The 22420-nt window shown below is 71.9% G+C and carries 18 protein-coding genes and 1 pseudogene; 16 read left to right on the forward strand and 3 right to left on the reverse strand.

From position 1 onward, the window contains the following. Positions 1 to 135 (forward strand): annotated as a pseudogene (locus ACFHW0_RS14105) (IS110 family transposase); the annotation flags it as partial. A gap of 296 nt (positions 136 to 431) precedes the next feature. Beyond that, positions 432 to 1283 (forward strand): hypothetical protein, encoded by an 852-nt coding sequence (locus ACFHW0_RS14110; protein WP_416607729.1) that lies wholly within the window; start codon positions 432 to 434, stop codon positions 1281 to 1283. A gap of 78 nt (positions 1284 to 1361) precedes the next feature. Here ACFHW0_RS14110 and ACFHW0_RS14115 read toward each other — a convergent pair whose 3' ends face one another. Both ACFHW0_RS14115 and ACFHW0_RS14120 read right to left on the reverse strand, forming a co-directional pair. After that, on the reverse strand, positions 1362 to 1871 hold the full coding sequence (locus ACFHW0_RS14115) for a hypothetical protein (protein WP_416607730.1): 510 nt from the start codon (positions 1869 to 1871) through the stop codon (positions 1362 to 1364). A 264-nt stretch (positions 1872 to 2135) separates the two neighbouring features. After that, entirely contained in the window at positions 2136 to 4079 is a 1944-nt protein-coding gene (locus ACFHW0_RS14120) for a proprotein convertase P-domain-containing protein (RefSeq protein WP_416607731.1), read from the reverse strand. 185 nt (positions 4080 to 4264) lie between these two features. Between ACFHW0_RS14120 and ACFHW0_RS14125 the strand changes: the two genes are divergently transcribed. Further along, positions 4265 to 5710 (forward strand): aldehyde dehydrogenase family protein, encoded by a 1446-nt coding sequence (locus ACFHW0_RS14125; protein WP_416607732.1) that lies wholly within the window; start codon positions 4265 to 4267, stop codon positions 5708 to 5710. A gap of 39 nt (positions 5711 to 5749) precedes the next feature. Here ACFHW0_RS14125 and ACFHW0_RS14130 read toward each other — a convergent pair whose 3' ends face one another. Continuing rightward, positions 5750 to 6982, reverse strand: coding sequence for an SUKH-3 domain-containing protein (locus ACFHW0_RS14130; protein ID WP_416607733.1), 1233 nt, complete (start codon positions 6980 to 6982; stop codon positions 5750 to 5752). A 74-nt stretch (positions 6983 to 7056) separates the two neighbouring features. Here ACFHW0_RS14130 and ACFHW0_RS14135 point away from each other — a divergent pair, with 74 nt between their 5' ends. The 13 genes from ACFHW0_RS14135 (at position 7057) to ahcY (ending at position 22419) form a co-directional block, all read left to right on the forward strand. Then, the gene (locus tag ACFHW0_RS14135; RefSeq protein WP_416607734.1) at positions 7057 to 7476 is read left to right on the forward strand and encodes a YbaB/EbfC family nucleoid-associated protein; all 420 of its coding nucleotides are present in this window, start codon (positions 7057 to 7059) and stop codon (positions 7474 to 7476) included. Continuing rightward, positions 7476 to 7814, forward strand: coding sequence for a hypothetical protein (locus tag ACFHW0_RS14140; RefSeq protein ID WP_416607735.1), 339 nt, complete (start codon positions 7476 to 7478; stop codon positions 7812 to 7814). Before ACFHW0_RS14135 ends, ACFHW0_RS14140 begins: the two co-directional genes overlap by 1 nt. 18 nt (positions 7815 to 7832) lie before the next feature. Further along, positions 7833 to 12191 carry a toxin glutamine deamidase domain-containing protein gene (locus ACFHW0_RS14145; RefSeq protein WP_416607736.1) on the forward strand — a complete coding sequence of 1453 codons (4359 nt, stop codon included), beginning with the start codon at positions 7833 to 7835 and terminating at the stop codon, positions 12189 to 12191. 65 nt (positions 12192 to 12256) lie between these two features. Beyond that, positions 12257 to 12643, forward strand: a complete 387-nt coding sequence (locus ACFHW0_RS14150; RefSeq protein WP_416607737.1) for a hypothetical protein — start codon at positions 12257 to 12259, stop codon at positions 12641 to 12643. A gap of 325 nt (positions 12644 to 12968) precedes the next feature. Continuing rightward, entirely contained in the window at positions 12969 to 13367 is a 399-nt protein-coding gene (locus ACFHW0_RS14155) for a hypothetical protein (protein WP_416607738.1), read from the forward strand. A 26-nt stretch (positions 13368 to 13393) separates the two neighbouring features. Beyond that, a complete protein-coding gene (nfi, locus tag ACFHW0_RS14160) occupies positions 13394 to 14104 on the forward strand; it encodes a deoxyribonuclease V (RefSeq protein ID WP_416608136.1) in 711 nt (236 codons plus the stop codon). A gap of 244 nt (positions 14105 to 14348) precedes the next feature. Next, entirely contained in the window at positions 14349 to 15494 is a 1146-nt protein-coding gene (locus tag ACFHW0_RS14165; protein ID WP_416608138.1) for a hypothetical protein, read from the forward strand. 69 nt (positions 15495 to 15563) lie between these two features. After that, positions 15564 to 16946 carry a phosphomannomutase/phosphoglucomutase gene (locus ACFHW0_RS14170; RefSeq protein WP_416607739.1) on the forward strand — a complete coding sequence of 461 codons (1383 nt, stop codon included), beginning with the start codon at positions 15564 to 15566 and terminating at the stop codon, positions 16944 to 16946. A gap of 62 nt (positions 16947 to 17008) precedes the next feature. Continuing rightward, a complete protein-coding gene (locus tag ACFHW0_RS14175; RefSeq protein ID WP_121396478.1) occupies positions 17009 to 17191 on the forward strand; it encodes a Trm112 family protein in 183 nt (60 codons plus the stop codon). Then, positions 17188 to 18384 (forward strand): SIS domain-containing protein, encoded by a 1197-nt coding sequence (locus ACFHW0_RS14180; protein WP_416607740.1) that lies wholly within the window; start codon positions 17188 to 17190, stop codon positions 18382 to 18384. The genes ACFHW0_RS14175 and ACFHW0_RS14180 overlap by 4 nt, the downstream gene beginning before the upstream one ends. 76 nt (positions 18385 to 18460) lie before the next feature. Beyond that, positions 18461 to 19447 (forward strand): cation diffusion facilitator family transporter, encoded by a 987-nt coding sequence (locus ACFHW0_RS14185; protein ID WP_416607741.1) that lies wholly within the window; start codon positions 18461 to 18463, stop codon positions 19445 to 19447. 3 nt (positions 19448 to 19450) lie between these two features. Continuing rightward, complete coding sequence (gene manA, locus ACFHW0_RS14190) at positions 19451 to 20614, forward strand: mannose-6-phosphate isomerase, class I (RefSeq protein WP_416607742.1); 1164 nt, start codon at positions 19451 to 19453, stop codon at positions 20612 to 20614. A gap of 305 nt (positions 20615 to 20919) precedes the next feature. Continuing rightward, positions 20920 to 22419, forward strand: coding sequence for an adenosylhomocysteinase (gene ahcY / locus ACFHW0_RS14195; RefSeq protein ID WP_121396474.1), 1500 nt, complete (start codon positions 20920 to 20922; stop codon positions 22417 to 22419). Position 22420: the final 1 nt, after the last annotated feature.

The following is a 22420-nucleotide window of genomic DNA, read 5'->3' on the forward strand; positions in this document are numbered from 1 at the left end:
CGCAAAAGAGCCGAAGGCAAACGCCACAACGCCGCCCTCATCTGCCTCGCCCGACGCCGCTGCGACGTCCTCTACGCCATGCTCCGCGACAAGATCCCCTACCAGCCACGCCCCACCAGCCCCGTCCCCGCTTGACGAAACCCATAGGGACACCCCCCGCCCCCGCCCCCGCCCCCCGCCCTCGCCCTCGCCCCCGCCCCCGCCCCCGTCGATCATGCAGTTGTGGTGCCCCACGAAAGGGGCGAAGGCGGGCGGATCGGCCACCACGACTGCATGATCGACGCGTTGCCGGCGCGCCCGGCGCGCACCCGCCGCACTCCGGCTAGCACAGGTGCGGGCGGGGTGGGGGTTTTCCACAGAGGGGGTGGTTGTCCACAGGGGGGTCAGGCGGGGCGGGCGGAGTTAGGGCGCGCTCGGCAGGGTGGCTGTTCATGGCAGAGGGGCTGTACCGGTATCCGGAGCTGATCTCCGCAGGGCTGAGTCGGGAGCAGGTGAGGCGACGCGTCGACACGGAGCGAATGCACCGGCTGTCGAGGGGCGTCTACGGCCGACCGGCCGACCGGGGCGAGCAGTTGAAGGCGATCTTCCGTCGGCTGCCGGACGGGGTGGTGGCCGGGTTCCACACCGGCGCCCGGCTGCACGGCTTCGAAGCCGCGCCCAGCGACGACGTCCACGTGATCGTGCCGGCCGGGCTCGTCGTACCCCGCATCCGGGGCGTCGTGACGCACGAGTCCGTGCTGCCGGTCCAGCAACCGGTCCTGCTGGAAGGGGTCCCTTGCGCGCCTGCGGCCCGGTGTGCCGTCGACCTGGCCAGATCGCCGCACCGGATGAACGCCCTGCCGTTGCTCGACCGGTGCCTGCGCGTGGGTGCCTGTCGGCCTGACCAACTCCGGGCCGAGGTGACGCGACATGCCCGGCTGCGCGCCGTGTGCCAGGCGCGACGGCTTATCGACCTGGCGGACCCGAGAGCGGAATGCCCGCAGGAGAGCCAGCTCAGGCTCCTGCTGATCGACGGCGGATTGCCCGCCCCGGATCCCCAACTGTGGGTGCGGGACGCGGACGGCATTCCCCTCTACCGGCTGGACCTCGGCTATCGGAAGCGTCGAATCGGCATCGAGTACGACGGGAGGTCGCACCTCGACCGCGAACGCCTCCGTCGCGACCGCTCCCGCATGAACTGGCTCGCCGCCCACGGCTGGCGCATGCGCTACTTCACCGACCTGGACCTGTATCGCCGCCCTGCCTACATCATCTCCACCATCGCGGCGCTCTTCGCCGCCTGACCTGAACCGGGCGTTTGCCGGGGACCAGTCCCGGTCACGGTGGACAGATGGCGGTACCCGCCGGTGGGGTGTCCGCGTCTAACCCCGCCGCCCTACCGGCCACAGCTGGATCTGGTACTGCTCGCCCGCCTCGGGAGCGAGCCCTCTGATGTCGTCCAACGCGGCGGCGAACTCCTCGCTCGTCCCGGCCTGCGCCATCTCGAACCGGTCGAGGATCTCGTTGTGGTTGTACGCGATCACTCGCGCGCCGTACGGGCCCGCGCCCGACGGCAGTTCGATGCCGAGACGCACCGGAGGGTCGAGCGACTCGTAGATGCGCCAACAGTCGTCTGGGAAGTCCACGACGCCCTCGAACGCGAAGTCGAACGGACGCTGGTCCGGCAGGATCGACGGCATCCGTGACCACGTCTCCACCGACACGAAAGCTCGGCTGAGCTCGGTTGCTGCACGCACCCCGACGGCGCTGAAGGAGAACCCGACCCCGTCCGCGGAGGCCAGCCGCCCTGCTTCCGCAAGATCCCGCAGAGCGTCCACACCCTGCGAGCACAGGCAGAACGTGGTGTACGACGGCACGACAACGGTGTCCACCTGAGAAGTGAGAACAGGCACGCCCAAGCATGCCGCCTCACCCCCATCACGAAGCAGCGGCACTGGCAGAACGGGGGCGATCATGCAGTTGTGGTGCCTCGCAAAACGAGCGAGTGGGGGCGCTCCGCCCACCACAACTGCATGATCGCCGGGGCGGGGCGGGTGGGTGGGTGTGGGTGGGAGGGAGGGAGGGAGGCTGAGGGGCCCCTCGTCAGGCGGGAGCGTGGCGAGGGGCCCCTCAGGCTGTGCTTCGGCTGAGGAGTCCTAGAGGGTCAGGGTCCAGCCGTCGATGTAGCCGGTGTCGCCGGAGGCGGCGTCCTGGACGCGCAGGTTCCAGGTGCCGTTACGCGTCTCCGTGGAGAGGTTGACCGTGTAGGTCTGGTTGATGTTGTCGGCGGAGCCGCCGGTGCGGTTGTGCAGGGTGTAGGCGCTGCCGTCGGGGGCGACGAGGCTGACGACGAGGTCACCGACGTAGGTGTGCACGATCTGCACGGCGACCTTGCTGGTCGACGAGGCGGTGCCCGTGCAGCCGGCGATCGCGACGCTGCTGGTGACCGTCGCGTTGTCGCCGACGGTGACGTTGTTGGCGTTGGTGCCGGTGCAGTTGGTGGTGCCGGAGCCGCCCAGGTTGAGCGTCCAGCTGTTCACGTAGCCGGTGTCGCCGGCGCCCGCGTCCTGGACCCGCAGCTTCCAGGTGCCGTTGGCGACCTCGGAGGAGAGGTTGACGGCGTAGGTCTGGTTGATGTTGTCGGCGGAGCCGCCGCTGCGGTTGTGCAGGGTGTAGGCGCTGCCGTCGGGGGCGACGAGGCTGACGGCGAGGTCACCGATGTAGGTGTGCACGATCTGCACGGCGACCGTGCTGGTGGAGCCGGCGGTGCCGGTGCAGCCCGCGATGGTGATGGTGCTCTCCACCGTGGTGTTGTCGCGGATGGTCACGTCGGTGCCGTTGGTCTGGGTGCAGCCGGTGGGCGGCGGGGGCGGCGGGGGCGTGGTGCCGCCGTCGCCGACGTACAGCAGCTTGTTGGGCGAGCCGGTGCCGGGGCTGGTCACCGCGTTGCTGGTGGCGTCGGCGACGAGCTTGTCGCGCACCTGCTGCGGGGTGAACGTCGGGTTGGCGGCGAGCACGAGTGCGGCGGCGCCGACCACGTGGGGGGTCGCCATCGAGGTGCCGCTGATGCTGTTGGTGGCCGTGTCGCCGGTGTGCCAGGCCGAGGTGATCGAGCTGCCCGGGGCGAAGATGTCCAGGCAGGTGCCGATGTTGGAGAACGACGAGCGGGCGTCGGTGTTGGTGGTCGAGCCGACGGTGATGCCGGCGAGGAGGCTGGCCGGCGAGCTGTTGCAGGCGTTGGCGCCGTAGTCGTTGCCGGCGGCCAGCCCGTAGGTGACGCCGTCGGCGATGGACCGCGCCACCGCGTCGTTGAGGGCCTGGCTGAACCCGCCGCCGAGGCTCATGTTGGCCACCGCGAGCTGGCCGGCGGCGTGGTCGCCGGTCACCCAGTCGACGCCCTGGATGACGCCGGCGTCGGTGCCGCTGCCCTCGCAGTCGAGCACCCGGACGCCGACCAGCGTGACGCCCTTGGCCACCCCGTAGGCGGTGCCGCCGACCGTGCCGGCCACGTGCGTGCCGTGCCCGTTGCAGTCGTCGGCGCTGCCGCCGTCGATCGAGTCGAAGCCGGTGACGGCCCGACCGCCGAAGTCGCCGTGGCTGAACCGGATGCCGGTGTCGATGATGTACGCCTTCACGCCCGAGCCGGTGTTCGGGTAGGTGTACGAGCTGTTCAGCGGCAGGGCGCGCTGGTCGAGCCGGTCCAGGCCCCAGGAGGGGGTGGGGCTCTGCGTACCGCTGATCCGCATGGTGTGGTTCTGCTGGACGTAGCGCACCGAGGGGTCGGCGGCGAGCCGCTTGGCCTCCGCCTCGGACATCCGGGCCTCGAACCCGCGCAGCGCGTTCTGGTACGTCCGGTTGACCGCGCCCCGGTGCCGGCCGGCGAGGTCACGCGCCTTCTTCGTGACGTCGGTCCGGCCGACCGAGGTGTCCTTGAACACCACGATGTACGAGTCGTCGACGGCGGTGGCGCCGCCCGCCATGAGAATCTGTCCCTCGGCGGGGGCGGCCGTCGCGGGGGCGCCGAACGCCACGGCGGTGGCGACGGCGGCGGTCAACAAACCGGCGCGCCAGCGGCGCGCGGCGGGGTAGGGGAGTGTCATCCCTCGGGTGTTCCTCTCGCTACACGACGGCGGGTACGCCATCGATCGCAATTGATCAAAGTGAGCAAGAGCGTAGGGCCTCCACGGCAAAATGTGGAGACGTGAGGGGGCCTTGTATTAGGGGGGCGGACTGCGGTAAGGGATCAGCCGGGCTCACTGCCGTGCGGAGGTCTACGCTGCTGCGTGTGGACCCGGTCGCCTTTCATGTCGCCTCCCGCCCCGCCCACGGCGAGGGCGAGGGCGAGCTGACCGTCCACCACCCGTACGACGGGCGCGCCGTCGGTCGTACCACCCTCGCCACCGCCGAGCAGGTCGAAGCGGCCGTCGCGGCAGCCGCCGGGGTGGCCGCGGTGGCCGCGGCCCTGCCCGCGCACGCCCGCGCGGCGGCCCTGGACCACGTGTCCCGCCGGCTCGCCGAGCGGGCCGAGGAGGCCGCGCGGCTGATCACCGCCGAGAACGGCAAGCCGCTGAAGTGGGCCCGCGCCGAGGTCGCGAGGGCCGTCTCCACCTTCCGCTGGGCCGCCGAGGAGGCCCGGCGCTTCTCCGGCGAGCTGCAACGCCTCGACACCGACCCCGCCGCCACCGGGCGGATCGCCCTGGTCCGGCGGGCGCCCAAGGGGCCGGTGCTCGGCATCGCGCCGTTCAACTTCCCGCTGAACCTCGTCGCGCACAAGGTCGCCCCGGCCATCGCGGTCGGCGCCCCGATCATCGTCAAGCCCGCCCCCGCCACCCCGCTGTCGGCGCTGCTGCTGGGCGAGCTGCTCGCCGAGACCGACCTGCCGGAGGGGATGTTCTCGGTCCTGCCGCTGCCCGACGAGCGCGCCGCCGAGTTGGTCGCCGACCCCCGGCTGCCGGTGGTCTCGTTCACCGGCTCCGGGCCGGTCGGCGCCGCGATCCGTCGCCGCGTGCCCGAGAAGCACGTCACCCTGGAGCTGGGCGGCAACGCCGCCGCCGTCATCTGCGAGGACTGGAACACCGACGAGGACCTGACCTTCGCCGCGCACCGCATCGCCACGTTCTCCAACTACCAGGCCGGGCAGTCGTGCATCGCCGTGCAGCGGGTCTACGTGCACGAATGGCTCTACGACGCGTTCCTGCCCCGCCTCGTCGCGGCGGTGCAGGAGCTGCGCGTCGGCGACCCGTCCGACCCCCTCACCGACGTCGGGCCGCTGATCTCCGTCGACGCCGCCCGCCGCGTCGAGGCGTGGGTGGACGAGGCCGTCACCGCCGGCGCCACCATCGAGCTGGGCGGCCGGCGAGACGGCGCGACCTATCCGCCGACCGTGCTTCCCGGCGTGCCGGCGGACGCCAAGGTCTGCGCCGAGGAGGTCTTCGGGCCCGTGCTGGTGGTCGCCCGCGTCGCGCACGACCAGGCCGCCTTCGCCGCCGTCAACGACTCGGCGTACGGGTTGCAGGCGGGGGTCTTCACCCACCGCCTCGACACGGCCTTCGCGGCGCACCGCACGCTGGAGGTGGGCGGGGTGATCGTCGGCGACGTGCCGTCGTACCGGGCCGACCAGATGCCGTACGGCGGGGTGAAGGGCAGCGGCGTCGGGCGGGAGGGCCTGCGCAGCGCCATGGAGGACTACACGGAACCCCGGGTCATGGTGCTGACCGGCCTGTCGTTGTAGCCCTCACCGGGTGCCGCCCGCTCACCAGCCGTCGCCCGCTCACCAGGTGCCGTCGTCGCGGACGCGGGCCGGCGCCCGGCCGAGCAGCAGGGTGGTCAGCGCGGCGTCGATGTCCTCGCCGAGGAACCACTCACCGGCCTGGTCCAACGCGAAGACGCGCCCCCGCTCGTCGACGGCGAAGTTGCTGTCGCCGTGCTCGGATCCGACGGGAAAGAGCCTCGTCCCCAATACGGCGGCGAAGTCGGCGAGTGTGTCGGCCGAGTACGCGCTCCGGAGTGGGTTGGTCGTGAACCGACTTATCCAGACCTGCTCGCCGGGGCCCCGGCGGCTGCTCACGATCGCGGGGAAGGCGGTCAGCGCCCGTTCGGCCGCAGGGAAGGGCTCGTGGCGGTGTCGCTGACCGGCGATCTCGCACGTCTCCCGGATCGCCCCGGCGGCCAGGGCGGGGTTGAACTCGCTGTCCTCCCAGCCGGCATCCATGAGTGCGTCGCCCACCGGGGGCGGGAAGCGGCCCGGATGATGCGGGTGCTGTGGCTGCGGGTGCCACTCCGAGGTGAAGGCCAGGTCTGCCCAGGACAGCGCGTTGAAGTGGACCAGGAAGTTGACGCACGAGTCGCAGGCTCTTTCCGCCCTGCCGCCATAGGGGTCACCCGCCTCCCGTACCCGGAAGACCTCGAAGCGGGCACCGCCCAGCAGCATCTCCGCGTCGGCCATGCCGAGCGGCGCGATGCCCTCGGCGGCGCGGCGGTGGTCGTAGTCGTGCAGGACGTCGGAGACGACGATCAGCTCGGCGTGCCGGTCGCCGCCGCGCACCAGGTGCCCGGGGGGCAACCCGTCCAGGTAGGACCGCACCAGCGGGTGGTGGTTCAACGTGACGTCGCCCTTGGCGCCCTGCGCGCGGAACAGTCGCCCCCCGACCGTCAGGTGCGCCGCCGTGCCGGGGGTCGGCAAGCGGCGGATCTCACGGAGCAGTTGGCTCGCCGGATCGACCGTACGGGGCACCGCGGGGCCCTCCGGCCGGCTCCGGCGGTACATCTGCGCAACGACGTCGACCGGCACCCGCGGCCAGGTGCTCACCTCGCCGGTCAGCTTGTCCACCACCGTGGTCGGCAGGTCGCCGGGCATCGTCCTCGCCTCGATGGGCACGGTGGACGTGATGACGTAGCCGAGCTCGAACTCGTCGACGCTGGGGCGGCACTCGTGTCCCAGGCGCTGTGACTCGCGGCGGGCCCACACGGCGGCGAGCTGCTCGGCCTGCTGGCGATCGATCACGGCTTGAAAGTACCGGACCCCCACGGATTCGTGGCGCCCGGTATGGTTCGCCCTACCGACGGTAACCGGGGAGGGTGGCGTTGGCCGAGAGTGTGGACCGCGACGCCAACCGCGCGCTGCGGGCGCGGTTCGACGAGGTGTACGGGGACTACCAGCGACTGAGGTCCGGTCTGGACGAGCTACAGGGTCGGCTCGCCGAGCTACGGGTGACCGAGCGCTCCGAGGACGGTCAGGTGACCGCCACCGCCGGTGCCCGGGGCGAGGTGATCTCGGTCGAGCTGCACCCCTCCGTCTTCCAGGCCCGGGACGCCAAGGCGTTGAGCCGGAAGATCACCACCACCGTCCACCGGGCCGGTGCTGCGGCGGTCGCGGCCACCCAGGAACTCGTGGCCGGCTACCTGCCCGCCGGGTCCGGGGCGACTGACTTCCTGCGTACCGGTGACTTCGGTTCGTTGCTGGGTCGGGCCGACGCCGTGCTGCGCCGGGGCGAGTGATGGACGGTCAGCTCTGGCTCGACCCGCAGCGGGCCCGGCGCGGGGGCGTCGACCTCTCGCTCTCCGGCGAGGCGATCACGGCACGTCGCCGCCAGGTGGGCGGCGCCGTCGCGGCGGCGAGCGGCCGATCGCCCTGGGGCAAGGACGACATCGGGGCCGCGTTCGAGCAGAAGTACCGCGGCTTCGAGGAGTTGGTTCTGCGCACGTGGGAGGGCGTGGGTCGGCACCTGGAGGGTCTCGGCGCGGACGTGGTCCGGTCGGTGGATGCCAACCTGCGGACGGACGCGGCGGGTGCGGGCCGGCTCGGCCGCGTCGGCGACCGGCACCAGCAGCGCTGATCCGCTGAGGAGACCCGGATGAGTGTGTTGCCGAGCCCCATCCCGCACCCGCTCGACTACTCGCCCTGGCAGTTGCCCGGCTGGGTCTACGAGGCCCTGGACTGCGTCATCGGTGTCGAGTGGCCGGAGGGCAACGAACGCGCGGTCTGGGAACTCGCGGACCAGTGGTACGCGGTGGCCGCCGCGCTGGCCGGGCCGCGTGCCGACGCCGTTGCCGCCGCCGGTGAGGTGCGTAGCGGGTACGGCGGCGTCGGGGCGGTCGCCGCCGCTTTCGACACCGCCTGGCGTCGGGTGGCGGAGGGCGACGAGGCACCGTTGCCCGTGCTGCTAGCCGTCAGCACCGAGCTGGGTCGGCTGGTGGAGGAGTGCGGCTGCGACATCGAGGGCGCCAAGCTCGAGGTCTGGATCGAGCTGGGCATCCTGGTGGTCGAGCTGCTGTCGCTGGCCGTCGCGACCGTGCTCACTGCGGGCGCGGCCTCGCCCGCCGCCGGGGCGGCGATCACCGCCACCAGGCTGATCGTGCAGCAGATCTTCAAGCGGCTGATGGCTCAGCTGGCCCGCAAGTCGCTCAAGCAGGGGCTCAAGGAGGCCGGCGAGCGGGCGGCGAAGGAGGTCACGAAGGGCGGTGTGCGGGGGTTCAGTCGCCGCGCGGCGCTGAGTGGTGTGTCCGAGGCGGCCGAGGAGAGCGGCATCAACCTCGCCACGCAGGCGTACCAGAATTCGACCGGCCGCCGGCACGGGTTGGACGTGACGGAGCTGGGCACCACGGCTCTCGGCGGTATGGCCGGCGGGGCGGTGGCGCCGCTGGCCGGTCTCGGGCGGCACGCCACCGGCCGGGGCGCCCGGATCGGGGAGCACTTCGGCCGCGAGATGGCCGGCGAGGTGATGGCCGATCAGGCCGCGAGCCTCGCCACCGGCCAGGGGCTGACCTCCGTGGAGGACGCGGCCCGCGCGGCGGCGTCCGGTGCCCGTGGTTCCGCCACCGCACAGGCCGACGCGGCGTTGCAGGCACGGCTCAACGGCCAGATGAGCGCTCTGGCCGGGATGCCTTCCATCTCGGTGGACAGTGGGGTTCCCACGCAACCCTCGACCTCCATTGCAGGTTCGATGCCGGGTGTGGAGGCGGCGCGCCACGCGCTCTCGACGCCGGACGTGGATACGCCCCGATCGGTGCCTGCCGTCGGGATCGACACGCCAGTCGAGGCGAGGGCGGCGACCGTGACGCCAGCGTCTCCGGAGGCTGGCGCATCCGAGTCCGACAGCCGGATTCCCGAGCAGCGCGTGGCCTCGTCCAGTACGCCGTCTCAGGTTTCCGACTCGGTCTCCGCCGCCCATGTGGTCAGCCCGGTGGTTGAGGGTGTGCCTGCGGAAGCACGAATCGCTCCACCGTCCCCAACCGGCGTCGATTCCGGGGATCGGTCCGTACTCTCGGCGTCGCAAGCCGAGGCACCCAGGGCCCCGCTCGACCCGACGCTCTCCTCAGTCGCGCCCGCAGCACCTTCGACAGTTGCTCATGCCCCGTCGGTGGCCCCGGGTCCCGTCAACGAATCGGTGCCCGGTTCCGGGCTGGCCGCGCAGAACACCGGCGCCGCGGCAACCAACCCGCCGACGACCGGGGGACCAGCGCCCCACGGCTCAGCAGTGAACTCACCGCTCGCCGGCATCCCGGCGCAGGCGTCCCCGGTCACCACCACGGGGCCGGCAGCGTCCGGTGAGACGACGGCGAGAACCGCAGGGCCGAAGGTGGGGCCATCGCGCATCCCAGAAATGGGGCCGGAGACGCCCGTGGTCCCGTCACCGACAGACCGGACGCCCGAGGCGGTGCCACACCCGTCAAAAGCCGCAGGGCAACCGCCTCCGCGTCCGCGCACGCCGGAGTGGTACGCCGCCAGATGGGCTGCGGACCAGGACGCGTTCGAGCGGCGCCGTTACCGCGGGCACTTCGAGTTCCAGCGCAGGACTCATGAGGAGAACCGCCGCCTGGACAGCGCGGCGCGACTGCGTCAGGCCGCAGATCGGAGCTACGACGAAGCCCGGTGGCTGGTCAGCGAGGGCCGTCGCCTGGCGCAGGCCGGACATCGCGCTGCCGCTGAGCGCCACTTTCTGGGGGCCCGTGAGCGGGAGCGCTGGTGTCACCAGCAGAGGGATCTGGCAGAAGCGGTCCTTGCCGGAGCAGCCGCCCCAGGCGTCGTCGCCGTCGATGGTACGGACTTCCGCCGGATCAACGACGACGTCGGCGACCTGGCATACGGTGCCGTGGAGACAGCCGACCGCTCGGCCTTGACGGGCGACGACTACCCGCCGCCGATCGACCGGTCCCGGAACTACGGCCAGCCCGGCGGTCTGCGGCCGCCGCTGGCACTGCACCAGACCGACATCGAACGGCAGGTGCCCCGAGAACCCGACGGAAGCGTCCGGCGCAACGCCGACCCGCGAGTGGGTGGCTGGTTCGGGTTGGTCAACGACGGCGGACCGCAGGCCGACCCGACCCGCGGCATCAACTGCATCGACTGCACCCTGTCGATGTTCGACACCTGGATGCACGGACGCCCCCGAGTAGCCGCTCCCCGCACCTTCGACGCCTACCTGGCCGGCGACATCACGTGCCCCATCAACGGCGAACGCGACGGCATCGGGCGGGTGGAGGACCTCACCGGAGGACGCTTCCAGCGCCTCTGCCAGCCGACCGAGGACATCCAGGGTGTTGAGCGGCAGCGGGCCATCGACACGGGATACCGCAACCTGCACGACCAGCTCCGCCTCGGCGGCCACGGCAGCTTCGCCTTCGTCATCAACAACTGGGAGCAGGGCGGTTCCCACATCTGGGTCGCTCTCAACCAGAACGGCACCATCCTCTACCTCGACCCGCAGACCGGCGTCGTGTCGACGGCGCCCCTGTACCGGCACCACGGCGTCCCGCATCCGCACAACGCCGTCGACACCGAGGTCCTGGTGATCGGTTCGGACGGCAGACCGATGCCGCTGGGCGGACTGCGGCGGGGGCGGTTCAGCCAGCGACCGGACCTGCCGGATTACCCACCCGTCGAAACCGACCAGGGGTACGGCGAACTGTTCCTCAACCGCATGCACCTGCTGGACGGGCCGGGCTCGGCTCCGTCCGACGGGTCGATGCCACCAGGGTTCCCACGGCAGTCCGACGAGGCGGGACCGGCCCCCGAACGCAGCGACACACCGTCCGAGGACCTGCGGACGGCGCGGGAACGCGCGCAGGCGGAACGGGCGGGAAAGCCGGTTGCCGTCGACGCGGTCCTGGCCGCAGAGCCCAACCTGGAACGGGTCTTCGCCGCAGGCGTGACGGCGGCCGAGGTGGCGGCCGGCGTAGACCCCCCGGCACTCCGGCGACTCGTACCGCAACTTGACGACGCGGGCGCCGAAGACGTGGCACGGCTGTTCGCGGATCCACGCGTGCAGCGGATGCTGGACGAGACGTGGCGGCAGCCGCCCAAGGACGAGCCGATGTTGGCCGAGAGCCTCGTCCGACAGTTGGCGCAGCGACCTGACCTGGCGCGGATGGTCCTCGCTACGCCTGAATTGGCCACTTCGCTGACGGCTCGTCCCGTGACGCTGCATCACCTCGCCAGTCAGCAACAGGCGGTCAACGTCCTCGGGTCGGTCTTGGATCACATCGAGGAGTCCGGTCCCGAAGCGGTGCCCGCCATGGAGGTGCGGCCACCTGAGGGATCTCTGAGTGACGGGCTGAAGGTGCTCGGTGACTCGGTCAGTCCTCGGAAGCGGAAGGTCCACCAGCCGAGCTTCGACCCTTCCTGCAAGGGAGACGAGAACTATCGGTTGAACTACCTCAGCAATCTCTACAGGGAAGCGTGGGCGGCTCAACTGGAACTCAACGAACTGGCGAAACGAATGGCCGGCGAGCGTGGTCTGGCGAGCTGGCGCAAAAAGCCCAAGGACCATCAGCGCGTACTCGACAAGATAAGTGAATATGGGAACGATGTTTCGTCTCTAAAGGATCTCGCCGGAGCCAGGATCCAGTTCAACAGCCTGAGCGACCTGTATCAGACCTTGTCGCGAATCGGTCAGGATCCCAACGTCGAGGTGATAGCTAAGAAGGATCGTTTCCTTGGACCCCAGATGAGCGGGTACCGAGATGTGCTGTTAAGTTTGCGGATGTCGAATGGTCACATTGCGGAACTTCGCCTGCAACTCCTTGCGTTGGATGAGGTGGCAGAGTGGGAGCACGCGCTTTACGAGGTGCGTAGGGACCTTGATGCCATGGCAGAATCGCAAGATCGTCCCTTGACGGCAAGAGAGTTGGCAATCCGGGACGGACTCGTTCTGAAGGAGCAGGAGGCGTTTCGGCTCGCCCTGGAGCGCCACCAGGAAGGAAGGGGAGAGTAGTGAACCACCGACCTCCGGGCAGTCTCCCTGCCTTCTTCAGCTACTACGAGACTCCGGTCAAGCTGGTGGCTGATGAAGTGGGCCATGTGGTCGGATGGAAGCTTTCGAAAGCTGATGGCGGCTGGGAACGAGCCGACAATCTCGTCAGGAAGATCCTCCTTGTCGGCGGCGATGAGATCGAGGAGTTGTCCCGCAGCGAGTTCATCGAGTACACCGAACATGACCGGGGGAGATACCTCCGCGGAGTCGGCCCGATCTTCGCGCTTTACGAGACAGTGAACGCGATCGTGGAGCAGGCGGACCTGGAACGGCGACCGCTCACGCCGCGTGAGTCGGCGTTGGTGGCAGGTATTCGCAGGAAGACCTTCGTCATGTTCGAAGAACAGCTCCAACAGGCAGGCGACCCCGCAGCTGATCCTTCATTGGGGATTGAGGGAAGCGGTTCTTCCTGAGCTTGGCGCGCTGCGGAAACCTGCTGCGGCTCGTCGAGCCTTGGCCCGGGGCGCTGGTACGGCTGACTCTCCATCGACCAAGCCACCGCTCTCCTGCGATGCCCTCACCCGGCGCTTTGGCTGGTCGGACTCGTTCCTCCACCCGACGATGATCCTTGCTCAGGCGGCGACACGGTCGATGGACCGCGTCTGCTCGTCGAGTGCTGCGGGATCAGCGGTCACCTATGAACCGAGGTGCGTCTCCTGGCTGCAGTCGGCTGGTAACCCGCCGTCGCGGAGAGACGCAGATCCAGGTCGGCTTGCCGGATCGGAATACCATGGCGAAATGGCTGAAACAGACAGTGGGCAGAAGTCGTCCGGCCCTGGTGGGTGGCGTTCCAACACCTGGGCTTGGCCGATCGGCCTCATGCTCGGTCTGGTCATCGGCCTGGCCGCGTTGGACGGGGCCGCCGGGGTGGGCGTCGGCATCGCGATGGGGGTGGCCTTCGCCGTCGCCCTGGGAGCCGGCAGCACCCAGGACGACGACAGCGAGGACGAGGACAGCGCCGACAGCGAGGACGACGACAGTGAGGACGCCGTCAGCGATCCCGCCAGCGTGGACGGCGACGGGCGGAACGCTAACGAGCAGAGCGCCGAACGACAGCGAGTCGGCCCGGAGGGTGCCGGCACACCGGGTGCCGACGGGCAGGGCGTCGACAGATCGCGCACCGACGGGCCGTCGTGACCTCGGGCGCACCCGGGGCCGTGCGGGTGGAGACGACCGGGGCGCCGGACCCTCGGACGATCGCGCCCGGCAGTGTGGCGGAGGCGTTGGCCGTACAGGAGCGGTTGCGACCGCTGGTGGACCTGGTCGGGCCCGGTCCGGCCGAGCCCGCGACGGTGGCCGGCCTGGACGTGGCGTACGCCGAGAGTGGTGACCGGCTCGCGGCGGCCGTGACCGTGCTGGACGCCCGGACCCTGGCGGTGATCGACTCGGCGGTGAGCGTGGGCCGGCCCGCGTTCGCGTACGTCCCGGGGCTCTTCGCCTTCCGCGAGCTGCCCGCGCTGCTCGACGCGCTCGACCGGCTGAGCGTGCGGCCCGAGTTGCTGGTCTGCGACGGGCACGGGCTGGCCCACCCGCGCCGGTTCGGGCTCGCCTGCCACCTGGGCGTGGTGACCGGCCTGCCGGCCATCGGTGTGGGCAAGACGCCCCTGCTGGGGGAGTGGGCGCCGCCGGCCGACCGCCGGGGCTCGTGGGCGCCGTTGCGCGACGGGGGCGAGGTCGTGGGTCGGGTGCTGCGTACCCGGGACGGCGTGAAGCCGGTCTTCGTCAGCGTCGGCCACCGGATGAGCCTCGACGACGCGACCGCGCGGGTGCTGGCGTTGACGCCGCGCTACCGGCTGCCGGAGACCACCCGTACCGCCGACCGGCTCTGCCGCGACGCCCTGGCCGCCGGCGAAGCGACCGCCCGCCCCGTCTGAAGCCCGCCGCCGAAACGACCTGAGGCCGCCGACGGACCGACCACCCGCGCCGTCTGGGGCCGCCGCCAATTGCGGCGACCCGGCCCGACCGGCGCGCGAGGGTGTCCCGCCGTGGACCAGGTACGCGGACCCGGTCACGGGGTAATACGGCGCACATCCGGGGCGCTCGATGACCGGGTCCCGTCCGGGCCCGGTAGTAGCCTGACCGGCGGACCCCCGTCGGGGGAGGAACGGCGAGGTGATCATGGCGGTACGTCGGCACGCGGCGCGGCTCGCGACGGTCTGCGCGTTGCTGGGCGGCCTGGCGGCGCTCGGCGCGACGCCCGCGCTCGCCGCAGGCGACTCGGTCCGGGTGCGTTCGGCCGGCAGCTTCACCGCCGGCGGTTCCGCCGGGGGCGTCTCGATCGAGGTGCGCAAGCGCAGCGACGGCTGCGTGCTGCTGCGTACCGCACTGGGGCTGCGCCTGGCCGGCCTACGCGCCGACCAGGTCAGCGCGCAGGTCAACGTGGGCGGACGCTGGTTCCCGGTGCCGCTCTCCGGGGGCCGGGGCAGCGCGGCCACGTCGGCCACCTCGCCGCTGAACCCGAGGCTCTGCAAGGGTAAGAGCATCACCGTGCGCTACCGGGTGGCGTTCGCCGCGGAGGTGCCGGGCGGCCGGCTGACCGTGAGCGGCGCGGCCAGCGACGCGCTCGGGCGGGCCCTGGGCCGGGGCGCGGTGGCGTCCCGGGTGGTCGGCGACCTGGCCACGCCCTCGCCGACGCCGAAGCCCTCGAAGAAGCCGTCGCCCACCCCGAGCGCGGTCGCCACCGAGGTGCGGGCCGGCGCGGCGGACCCGAGCCTGGCCGCCGGCCAGGGCGTTGGCGCCGTCAGCAACGCCGCCGAGGAGGAGTCCTCCGGCGGCTCGGTGGTCATGTTCTTCGGCATCGCCATGGTCGTCGTCGGGATCCTGCTCATCGTCCTGCTGTTCCGCCGCTCGCGGGCGGACAAGGAGCCGGCCGACCCGGGCCACGTCCCGCTGCCCCGCAACCCCGGCGGCACCACCTACCGCTCCGGGCAGGGCCCGGCCGCCGCCCCCGGCCCACCCGGCCAGGTGTACGGGCAGCAGCCGCCCGCCCCCGGCCGGTACGGCGGCACGCCCGCGCCGCGCCCCGCCGGCGGCGTGTACGGCAGCCGCCCGGCACCGGCCCCGGAGGCCACGCAGGTGGTGCCCGGCGCACCCGCCTCCCCGCCCGTGTCGGCCCCGCCCGCGAGCCCGAGGCCGACGCCCCCGGTGCCGGGGCAGTACGGGGCGCCGCCGCCCGTGCCGCCCGCCCAGGGCAAGCCCGGTGACCCGCCGCCGGAGACCGGCGGTGGCGACCACACGGTGTTCATGCCCCGGCTCCCCGGCTGAGCCGGGCCGCGCGGCACCCCTCCGATACGCTCAGGCCGTTGAGGACCTGCGGCGCAAGGAGCGAGACCGGTGTCTGATCTGTCCCAGATCGTGAAGGCCTACGACGTCCGTGGGACGGTGCCGGACCAGTGGGACGAGCAGGCCGCCGAGGCCCTCGGCGCGGCCTTCGCACAGGTGCTCAACGGCTTCGGCGAGCAGGACGAGGCGGTACTCGTCGCGCACGACATGCGCGCCACCGGGCCAGGTCTGGCCGCCGCCTTCGCCGCCGGCGTCCGCGCCGAGGGGCGCGCGGTCGTCGAGCTGGGCCTCGCCTCGACCGACATGCTCTACTACGCCTCCGGGGCGCTGGGGCTGCCCGGCGCGATGTTCACCGCCAGCCACAACCCGGCGCAGTACAACGGCATCAAGATGTGCCGCTCCGGGGCTCGCCCGATCGGGCAGGACAGCGGGCTGGCCGAGATCCGCGAGCGGGCGCAGGCCCTGCTGGACAAGGGCGAGCGCCTGACCGGGACGTCGGCCGCGCCGGCTGAGCGCCGCGACCTGCTGGCCGACTACGCGGCGTACCTGCGGCGGCTGGTCGACCTCTCCGGCATCCGTCCGCTGAAGGTGGTCGTCGACGCCGGCAACGGCATGGGCGGCTACACCGTCCCGGCCGTGCTCGGCGACACCGTCCTGCCGGCGCTGCCGCTGGAGATCGTGCCGCTCTACTTCGAACTCGACGGCACCTTCCCCAACCACGAGGCCAACCCGCTGGACCCGGCCAACCTGGTCGACCTCCAGCGCGCGGTGATCGAGCACGGCGCCGAGATCGGCCTGGCGTTCGACGGAGACGCCGACCGCTGCTTCGTGGTCGACGAGCGCGGCGAGCCGGTCTCGCCGTCGGCGATCACCGCCCTGGTGGCGGCCCGCGAGCTGGCCAAGCACCCCGGCTCGACGGTGATCCACGGCCTGATCACCTCCAGGGCGGTGCCGGAGATCATCCGCGAGCACGGCGGCGAGCCGGTCGTCTCCCGGGTCGGGCACTCCTTCGTCAAGGCGGAGATGGCGCGGACGAACGCGATCTTCGGTGGCGAGCACTCCGCCCACTACTACTTCCGGGACTTCTGGTTCGCCGACACCGGCATGCTGGCCGCACTGCACACCCTGGCGGCCCTGGGCGAGCAGTCGCTGCCGCTGTCCGTGCTGGCGAGCGAGTACGAGCGGTACGTGGCCTCTGGCGAGATCAACTCGACGGTGGCCGACCAGGCCGCCAAGGTGGCCGAGGTGCGGGCCGCGTACCCGCAGGCCGACGCCGACGAGATGGACGGGCTGACCCTGCGCTTCCCGGACGGCGCGTGGTTCAATCTGCGCGCCTCGAACACCGAGCCACTGCTGCGGCTCAACGTCGAGGCCCCGACGCGGGAGCGGATGGCCGCCCTCCGTGACGAGGTGCTCGACCGGGTTCGCCGATAAGATCGCCTGCGCCGGTCGGCACCGTCGATCGGTGAGACCGCATACGTGGAAGGAGCCGCGCCGTGGCCCTGGACCCGCAGTTGCTGGAAATCCTCGCCTGTCCGGACACGCATCACGCCCCGCTCGACTACGACGCGCAGGCGCAGACGCTGACCTGCACCGAGTGCGGCCGGATCTTCGAGGTCCGCGACGACGTGCCGGTGCTGCTGCTGGACGAGGCGCGCGGCCCTTCGGAGCAGTCATGATCGACGGTACGGCCGGGGTCAGCGGCCGTCGCGAGCCCGACGAGGCACTCCTCGACGACCCGGCCGCGCTGGCCGAGCACGACCCGGGCGGCATGCTGCGGCACACGGCCTCCGCCGGGGCGCAGGTCCGCGAGACGGCCGCCCTGGCCGCCGAGGCCAACCTCCAGGTGCTCGCCGACGAGGGCCGCCCCCGGGCGGTCGTCATCGCCGGCATCGGCACCGCCGGGCGTACGGGCGACGTGCTGGCCACCGTCGCCGGGCCGCGCTGCCCGGTGCCGGTCATCCCGCACCGCAGCGCCGGCGTGCCCGGCTGGGTGGGCGCCGCCGACGTGGTCATCGCCGTCAGCGCGTCCGGTCGCAGCCCCGAGGCGCTGGGCGCCGCCGAGGCCGCGCACCGGCGGGGCGCCCGGCTGGTCGCCGTCGGCGCGCCCGACTCGCAGTTGCAGTCCGTGGCCGAGCGGGCCCGGGCGCCGTTCATTCCGGTACCCCGGCGCGCCCCGGCCCGGGCCAGCCTCTGGGCGCTCACCGTGCCGGTCCTGCTCGCCGCCCGTACGCTCGGGCTCGTGAAGGTCAACGAGGCGGATCTGGCGGAGACCGCGGCCCGGTTGGACGCGGAGGCCGACCGCTGCCGTCCGACGGCCGAGTCCTTCGTCAACCCGGCGAAGTCGCTGGCCCTGGGCCTCGCCGGCTCGGTGCCGATCGTCTGGGGCTCGTCGCCGCTGGCGACGGTGGCTGCCCGCCGGTTCGGCGACACCCTGTCCGCCAACGCCCGCTACCCCGTGGTCAGCGGGGCACTCGGCGAGGCGGGGCGCGGTCGGGTCGGCCTGCTCGACGGCGTCTTCGGCGGTCTGGCCGAGGGGGACCGCGACATCTTCGCCGATCCCGACGCGGAGGTGCCGTCGGGCACCCGGCTGCGGTTGGTGCTGCTGCGTGACGGAGGGCTGAACCCGGAAGACGACGCCGACGAGCCCCTCGACGTCGAGGAGCGCCGCGCGGACGCCGTGCAGACGCTCGCCGAGCGGCGGGGTGTGCGCTGCGACGTGGTGACCGCCGAGGGCGGCTCCGCGCTGGAGCGGCTCGCCTCGCTGGTCGCCGTGCCGGACTTCGCCTCGATCTACCTCGCCCTGGCACACGGACTGGACCCGATGGCCGTGCCGGCCATCACCGAAATGAAGGAGCTGGCAAACCAGTGAGCGATAGCAGGGAACGGGACGAGCGGCGCACCGCGCCGATGCCCGGCGGGGACGCGCGGCGGAACGGGGCGACGGCGTGAGCGCCAACGGCGGTACGAAGGCGATCGTCGCCGCCCTGCTGGCCAACTCCGGCATCGCCGTCACCAAGTTCGTCGCGTTCCTGCTGACCGGGTCGTCGTCGATGCTGGCCGAGTCGGTCCACTCGGTCGCCGACGCCGGCAACCAGGGGCTGCTGCTGCTCGGCGGGCGGCGGGCCAGGCGCGCGGCCACCCCGCAGCACCCCTTCGGCTACGGCCGGGAGCGCTACATCTACGCGTTCATCGTCTCCATCGTGCTGTTCAGCGTCGGTGGCCTGTTCGCCCTCTACGAGGCGTACCACAAGTGGTCGCACGCCGAGGGCATCACCTCGTGGCACTGGGTGCCGGTCGCTGTGCTGGTGGCCGCGATCATCATGGAGATCTTCTCCTTCCGCACCGCCATCGTCGAGTCCAACCTCGTCCGGGGCAACCAGTCGTGGGTGAAGTTCGTCCGGCGCGCCAAGGCCCCCGAGCTGCCGGTGGTGCTCCTGGAGGACCTGGGCGCGCTGGTCGGTCTGGTCTTCGCGCTCTTCGGCGTCGGCATGACGCTGATCACCGGCAACGGCCGGTGGGACGCGGCGGGCACCGCGATGATCGGTGTGCTGCTCGTGGTCATCGCGATCATCCTGGCCATCGAGACCAAGAGCCTGCTGCTCGGTGAGGGCGCTGAGGCGCACGACGTCGCCGCGCTGGAGAAGTCGGTCACCGACGGCCCCGAGTTCGAGCGGATCATCCACATGAAGACGCTCTACCTCGGCCCCGAGGAGCTGATGGTGGCCGCCAAGGTCGCCGTGCCGGCCGGCGTCACCGCGGAGGTGTTGGCGCAGAGCATCGACACCGTCGAGGGTCGGATCCGCGCCGCCGTGCCGACCGCCCGGGTGATCTACCTGGAACCGGACATCTACCGCGCCAGCGCCGAGCGGGCGGGTGCCGGGAGCGCGTCGCCCTCCGAGCCGGGTGAGGTCGCCGGGCGGCCCGGGAGCTGACCGGTGGAACTGCTGCACGGACCGATCCGCGACTACGCCTGGGGGTCCCGTTCGGCGATCGCCGAGTTGCAGGGGCGCCCGGCGCCGAGCGACGGCCCGGAGGCCGAGTTGTGGCTGGGCGCCCATCCGGGCGGCCCGGCCCTGGTCGACCGCGACGGTGACCGGGTGAGCCTGACCGACCTGCTGCTCGCCGAGCCGCACCACTGGCTCGGCGAGCGGCTGGTCGGCCGGTTCGGCACCCGGCTGCCGTTCCTGCTCAAGGTGCTCGCCGCGGACGCCCCGCTGAGCCTTCAGGCGCACCCGGACGCCGAGCAGGCCCGCGCCGGGCACGCCGCCGACGCCGCCCGCCCCGACGGGCAGCGCAACTACGTCGATCCGTACCACAAGCCGGAGCTGCTGGTCGCGCTCTCGCCGATGGAGGCGCTCTGCGGGTTCCGGGACCCGGCGGTCTCGGCGGCGGCGTTGGCCGGCTTCGGCGTACCCGCGCTGGAGCCGGTGCTGGCGGCGCTGCGGACCGGGCCGGCGGGCCTGCGCGACGCCGTACGACTGCTGCTGACCTGGCCCGCCGACCGGCGCGACGCGCTGGTGGCGGCCGTGGCGTCGGCGCCGGTCGCGGGGCCGGACGCGGAGCTGGCCCGGGATCTGGCCGCCGCCTACCCGGGCGACCCCGGGGTGCTGGTGGCGATGCTGCTCAACCGGGTGCGCCTGGCCCCCGGCGAGGCGATCTGGATGCCGGCGGGCAACCTGCACGCCTACCTGCGCGGCACCGGCGTGGAGATCATGGCGGCCAGCGACAACGTGCTGCGCGGCGGGCTGACGCCGAAGCGGGTGGACGTCGAGGAGTTGCTGCGGGTGCTGCGCTTCGAGGTGCTGCGCGATCCGGTGGTGCCGCCGCTGGAGGTCGCCCCGGGCGTGGTCACCTGGCCGGTGCCGGTGGAGGACTTCGCGCTGCACCGGGTGACGGTGGGCGCGGGGCTGCCGGAGGTGACGGTCGAGGTGCCCGGGCCCCGGGTGGTGCTCTGCCGCTCCGGCGAGGTCTCGGCCGACGACGGGGCCGGCGCGGTGACGCTGGCGCCCGGACGGGCGGCCGTCGGAAGCGCCGCCGCCGGACCGCTGCGTCTGGGCGGCACGGGGGAGGCGTACGTCGCGAGCTGCGGCCTGAGCTGAGGCGCGGGGCAGGGGCTCGGGCGGCGCAAGTCCGACTTTCCCGGAATAGCTTGACTCTGTGTTGGCAGAGTGTGATTCTATGGGTACGCAGCGTTATCGCGACGAAGGTCCGAGAACGCGCGGGGGAACCAAACCGGGGGGATGCACGGGGCGGGCGGCTGGTGGACGGGACACCGTTCACGACCGACCGCCCCGTGCGCTGTCCGCTGATGTCTTCGTGCTCTCTTCACCGGCCGGTCCTCGCGCCGGCGGTCCGCGAGCGTAAGGTGAATGGTCGCGCAGCACATCGTCCGACAGGAGATTTCATGACCAGCACCCTCCCGGCGTCCGCCAGCGGCACGCCGTCCGAGGCCCGGCCGAGCACTCTCGCCGAGGGCGACTACAAGGTGGCGGATCTGTCGCTCGCCGAGTTCGGGCGTAAGGAGATCCAGCTCGCCGAGCACGAGATGCCCGGCCTGATGGCGATCCGTCGTGAGTTCGCCGACGCCCAGCCGCTCGCCGGTGCCCGGATCACCGGGTCGCTGCACATGACCATCCAGACCGCCGTCCTCATCGAGACCCTGGTCGCGCTCGGCGCGCAGGTCCGCTGGGCGTCCTGCAACATCTTCTCCACCCAGGACCACGCCGCCGCCGCGATCGTGGTCGGCCCGGAGGGCACCCCCGAGGCCCCGGCCGGCGTCCCGGTCTACGCCTGGAAGGGCGAGAGCCTGGAGGAGTACTGGTGGTGCACCGAGCAGGTGCTCGCCTGGCCCGACGGGCAGGGCCCGAACATGATCCTCGACGACGGCGGCGACGCCACCCTGCTGGTGCACAAGGGCGCCGAGTTCGAGAAGGCCGGCGCCGTGCCGCCGGTCGAGTCCGCCGACTCCGAGGAGTACGCGGTCATCCTCGGCGTGCTGCACCGCTCGCTCGCCGAGGACGGCCAGCGGTGGACCCGGATCGCCGCCGGCATCAAGGGCGTGACCGAGGAGACCACCACCGGCGTGCACCGGCTCTACGAGATGCACCGCGCCGGCACCCTGCTCTTCCCCGCCATCAACGTCAACGACTCGGTGACGAAGAGCAAGTTCGACAACAAGTACGGCTGCCGCCACTCGCTGATCGACGGCATCAACCGGGCCACCGACGTGCTGATCGGCGGCAAGATGGCGGTCGTGCTCGGCTACGGCGACGTCGGCAAGGGCTGCGCCGAGTCGCTGCGCGGCCAGGGCGCCCGGGTCGTGGTGACCGAGGTCGACCCGATCTGCGCGCTCCAGGCAGCGATGGACGGCTACCAGGTCGCCACCCTGGACGACGTGGTCGACAAGGCCGACATCTTCATCACCGCCACCGGCTGCTTCGACGTCATCACCAACGAGCACATGGCCCGGATGAAGCACCAGGCCATCGTCGGCAACATCGGCCACTTCGACAACGAGATCGACATGGCCGGCCTGGCGAAGCGTTCCGACGTCGAGCGGGTCAACATCAAGCCGCAGGTGGACCTCTGGAAGTTCGCCGACGGGCACGCCATCATCGTGCTGTCGGAGGGCCGCCTGCTGAACCTGGGCAACGCCACCGGACACCCGAGCTTCGTGATGTCGAACTCGTTCGCCAACCAGACGATCGCCCAGATCGAGCTGTACACCAAGACCGAGGAATACCCGATCGGCGTCTACGTGCTGCCGAAGCACCTCGACGAGAAGGTCGCCCGGCTGCACCTGGAGGCGCTCGGCGCCAAGCTGAGCACCCTGACCAAGGAGCAGGCGGCCTACCTCGGCATCTCCGTGGAGGGTCCGTTCAAGCCGGAGCACTACCGGTACTGAC

Origin of the sequence: Micromonospora sp. LOL_025 (assembly GCF_048060285.1) — a bacterium.
Lineage (GTDB): Bacteria > Actinomycetota > Actinomycetes > Mycobacteriales > Micromonosporaceae > Micromonospora.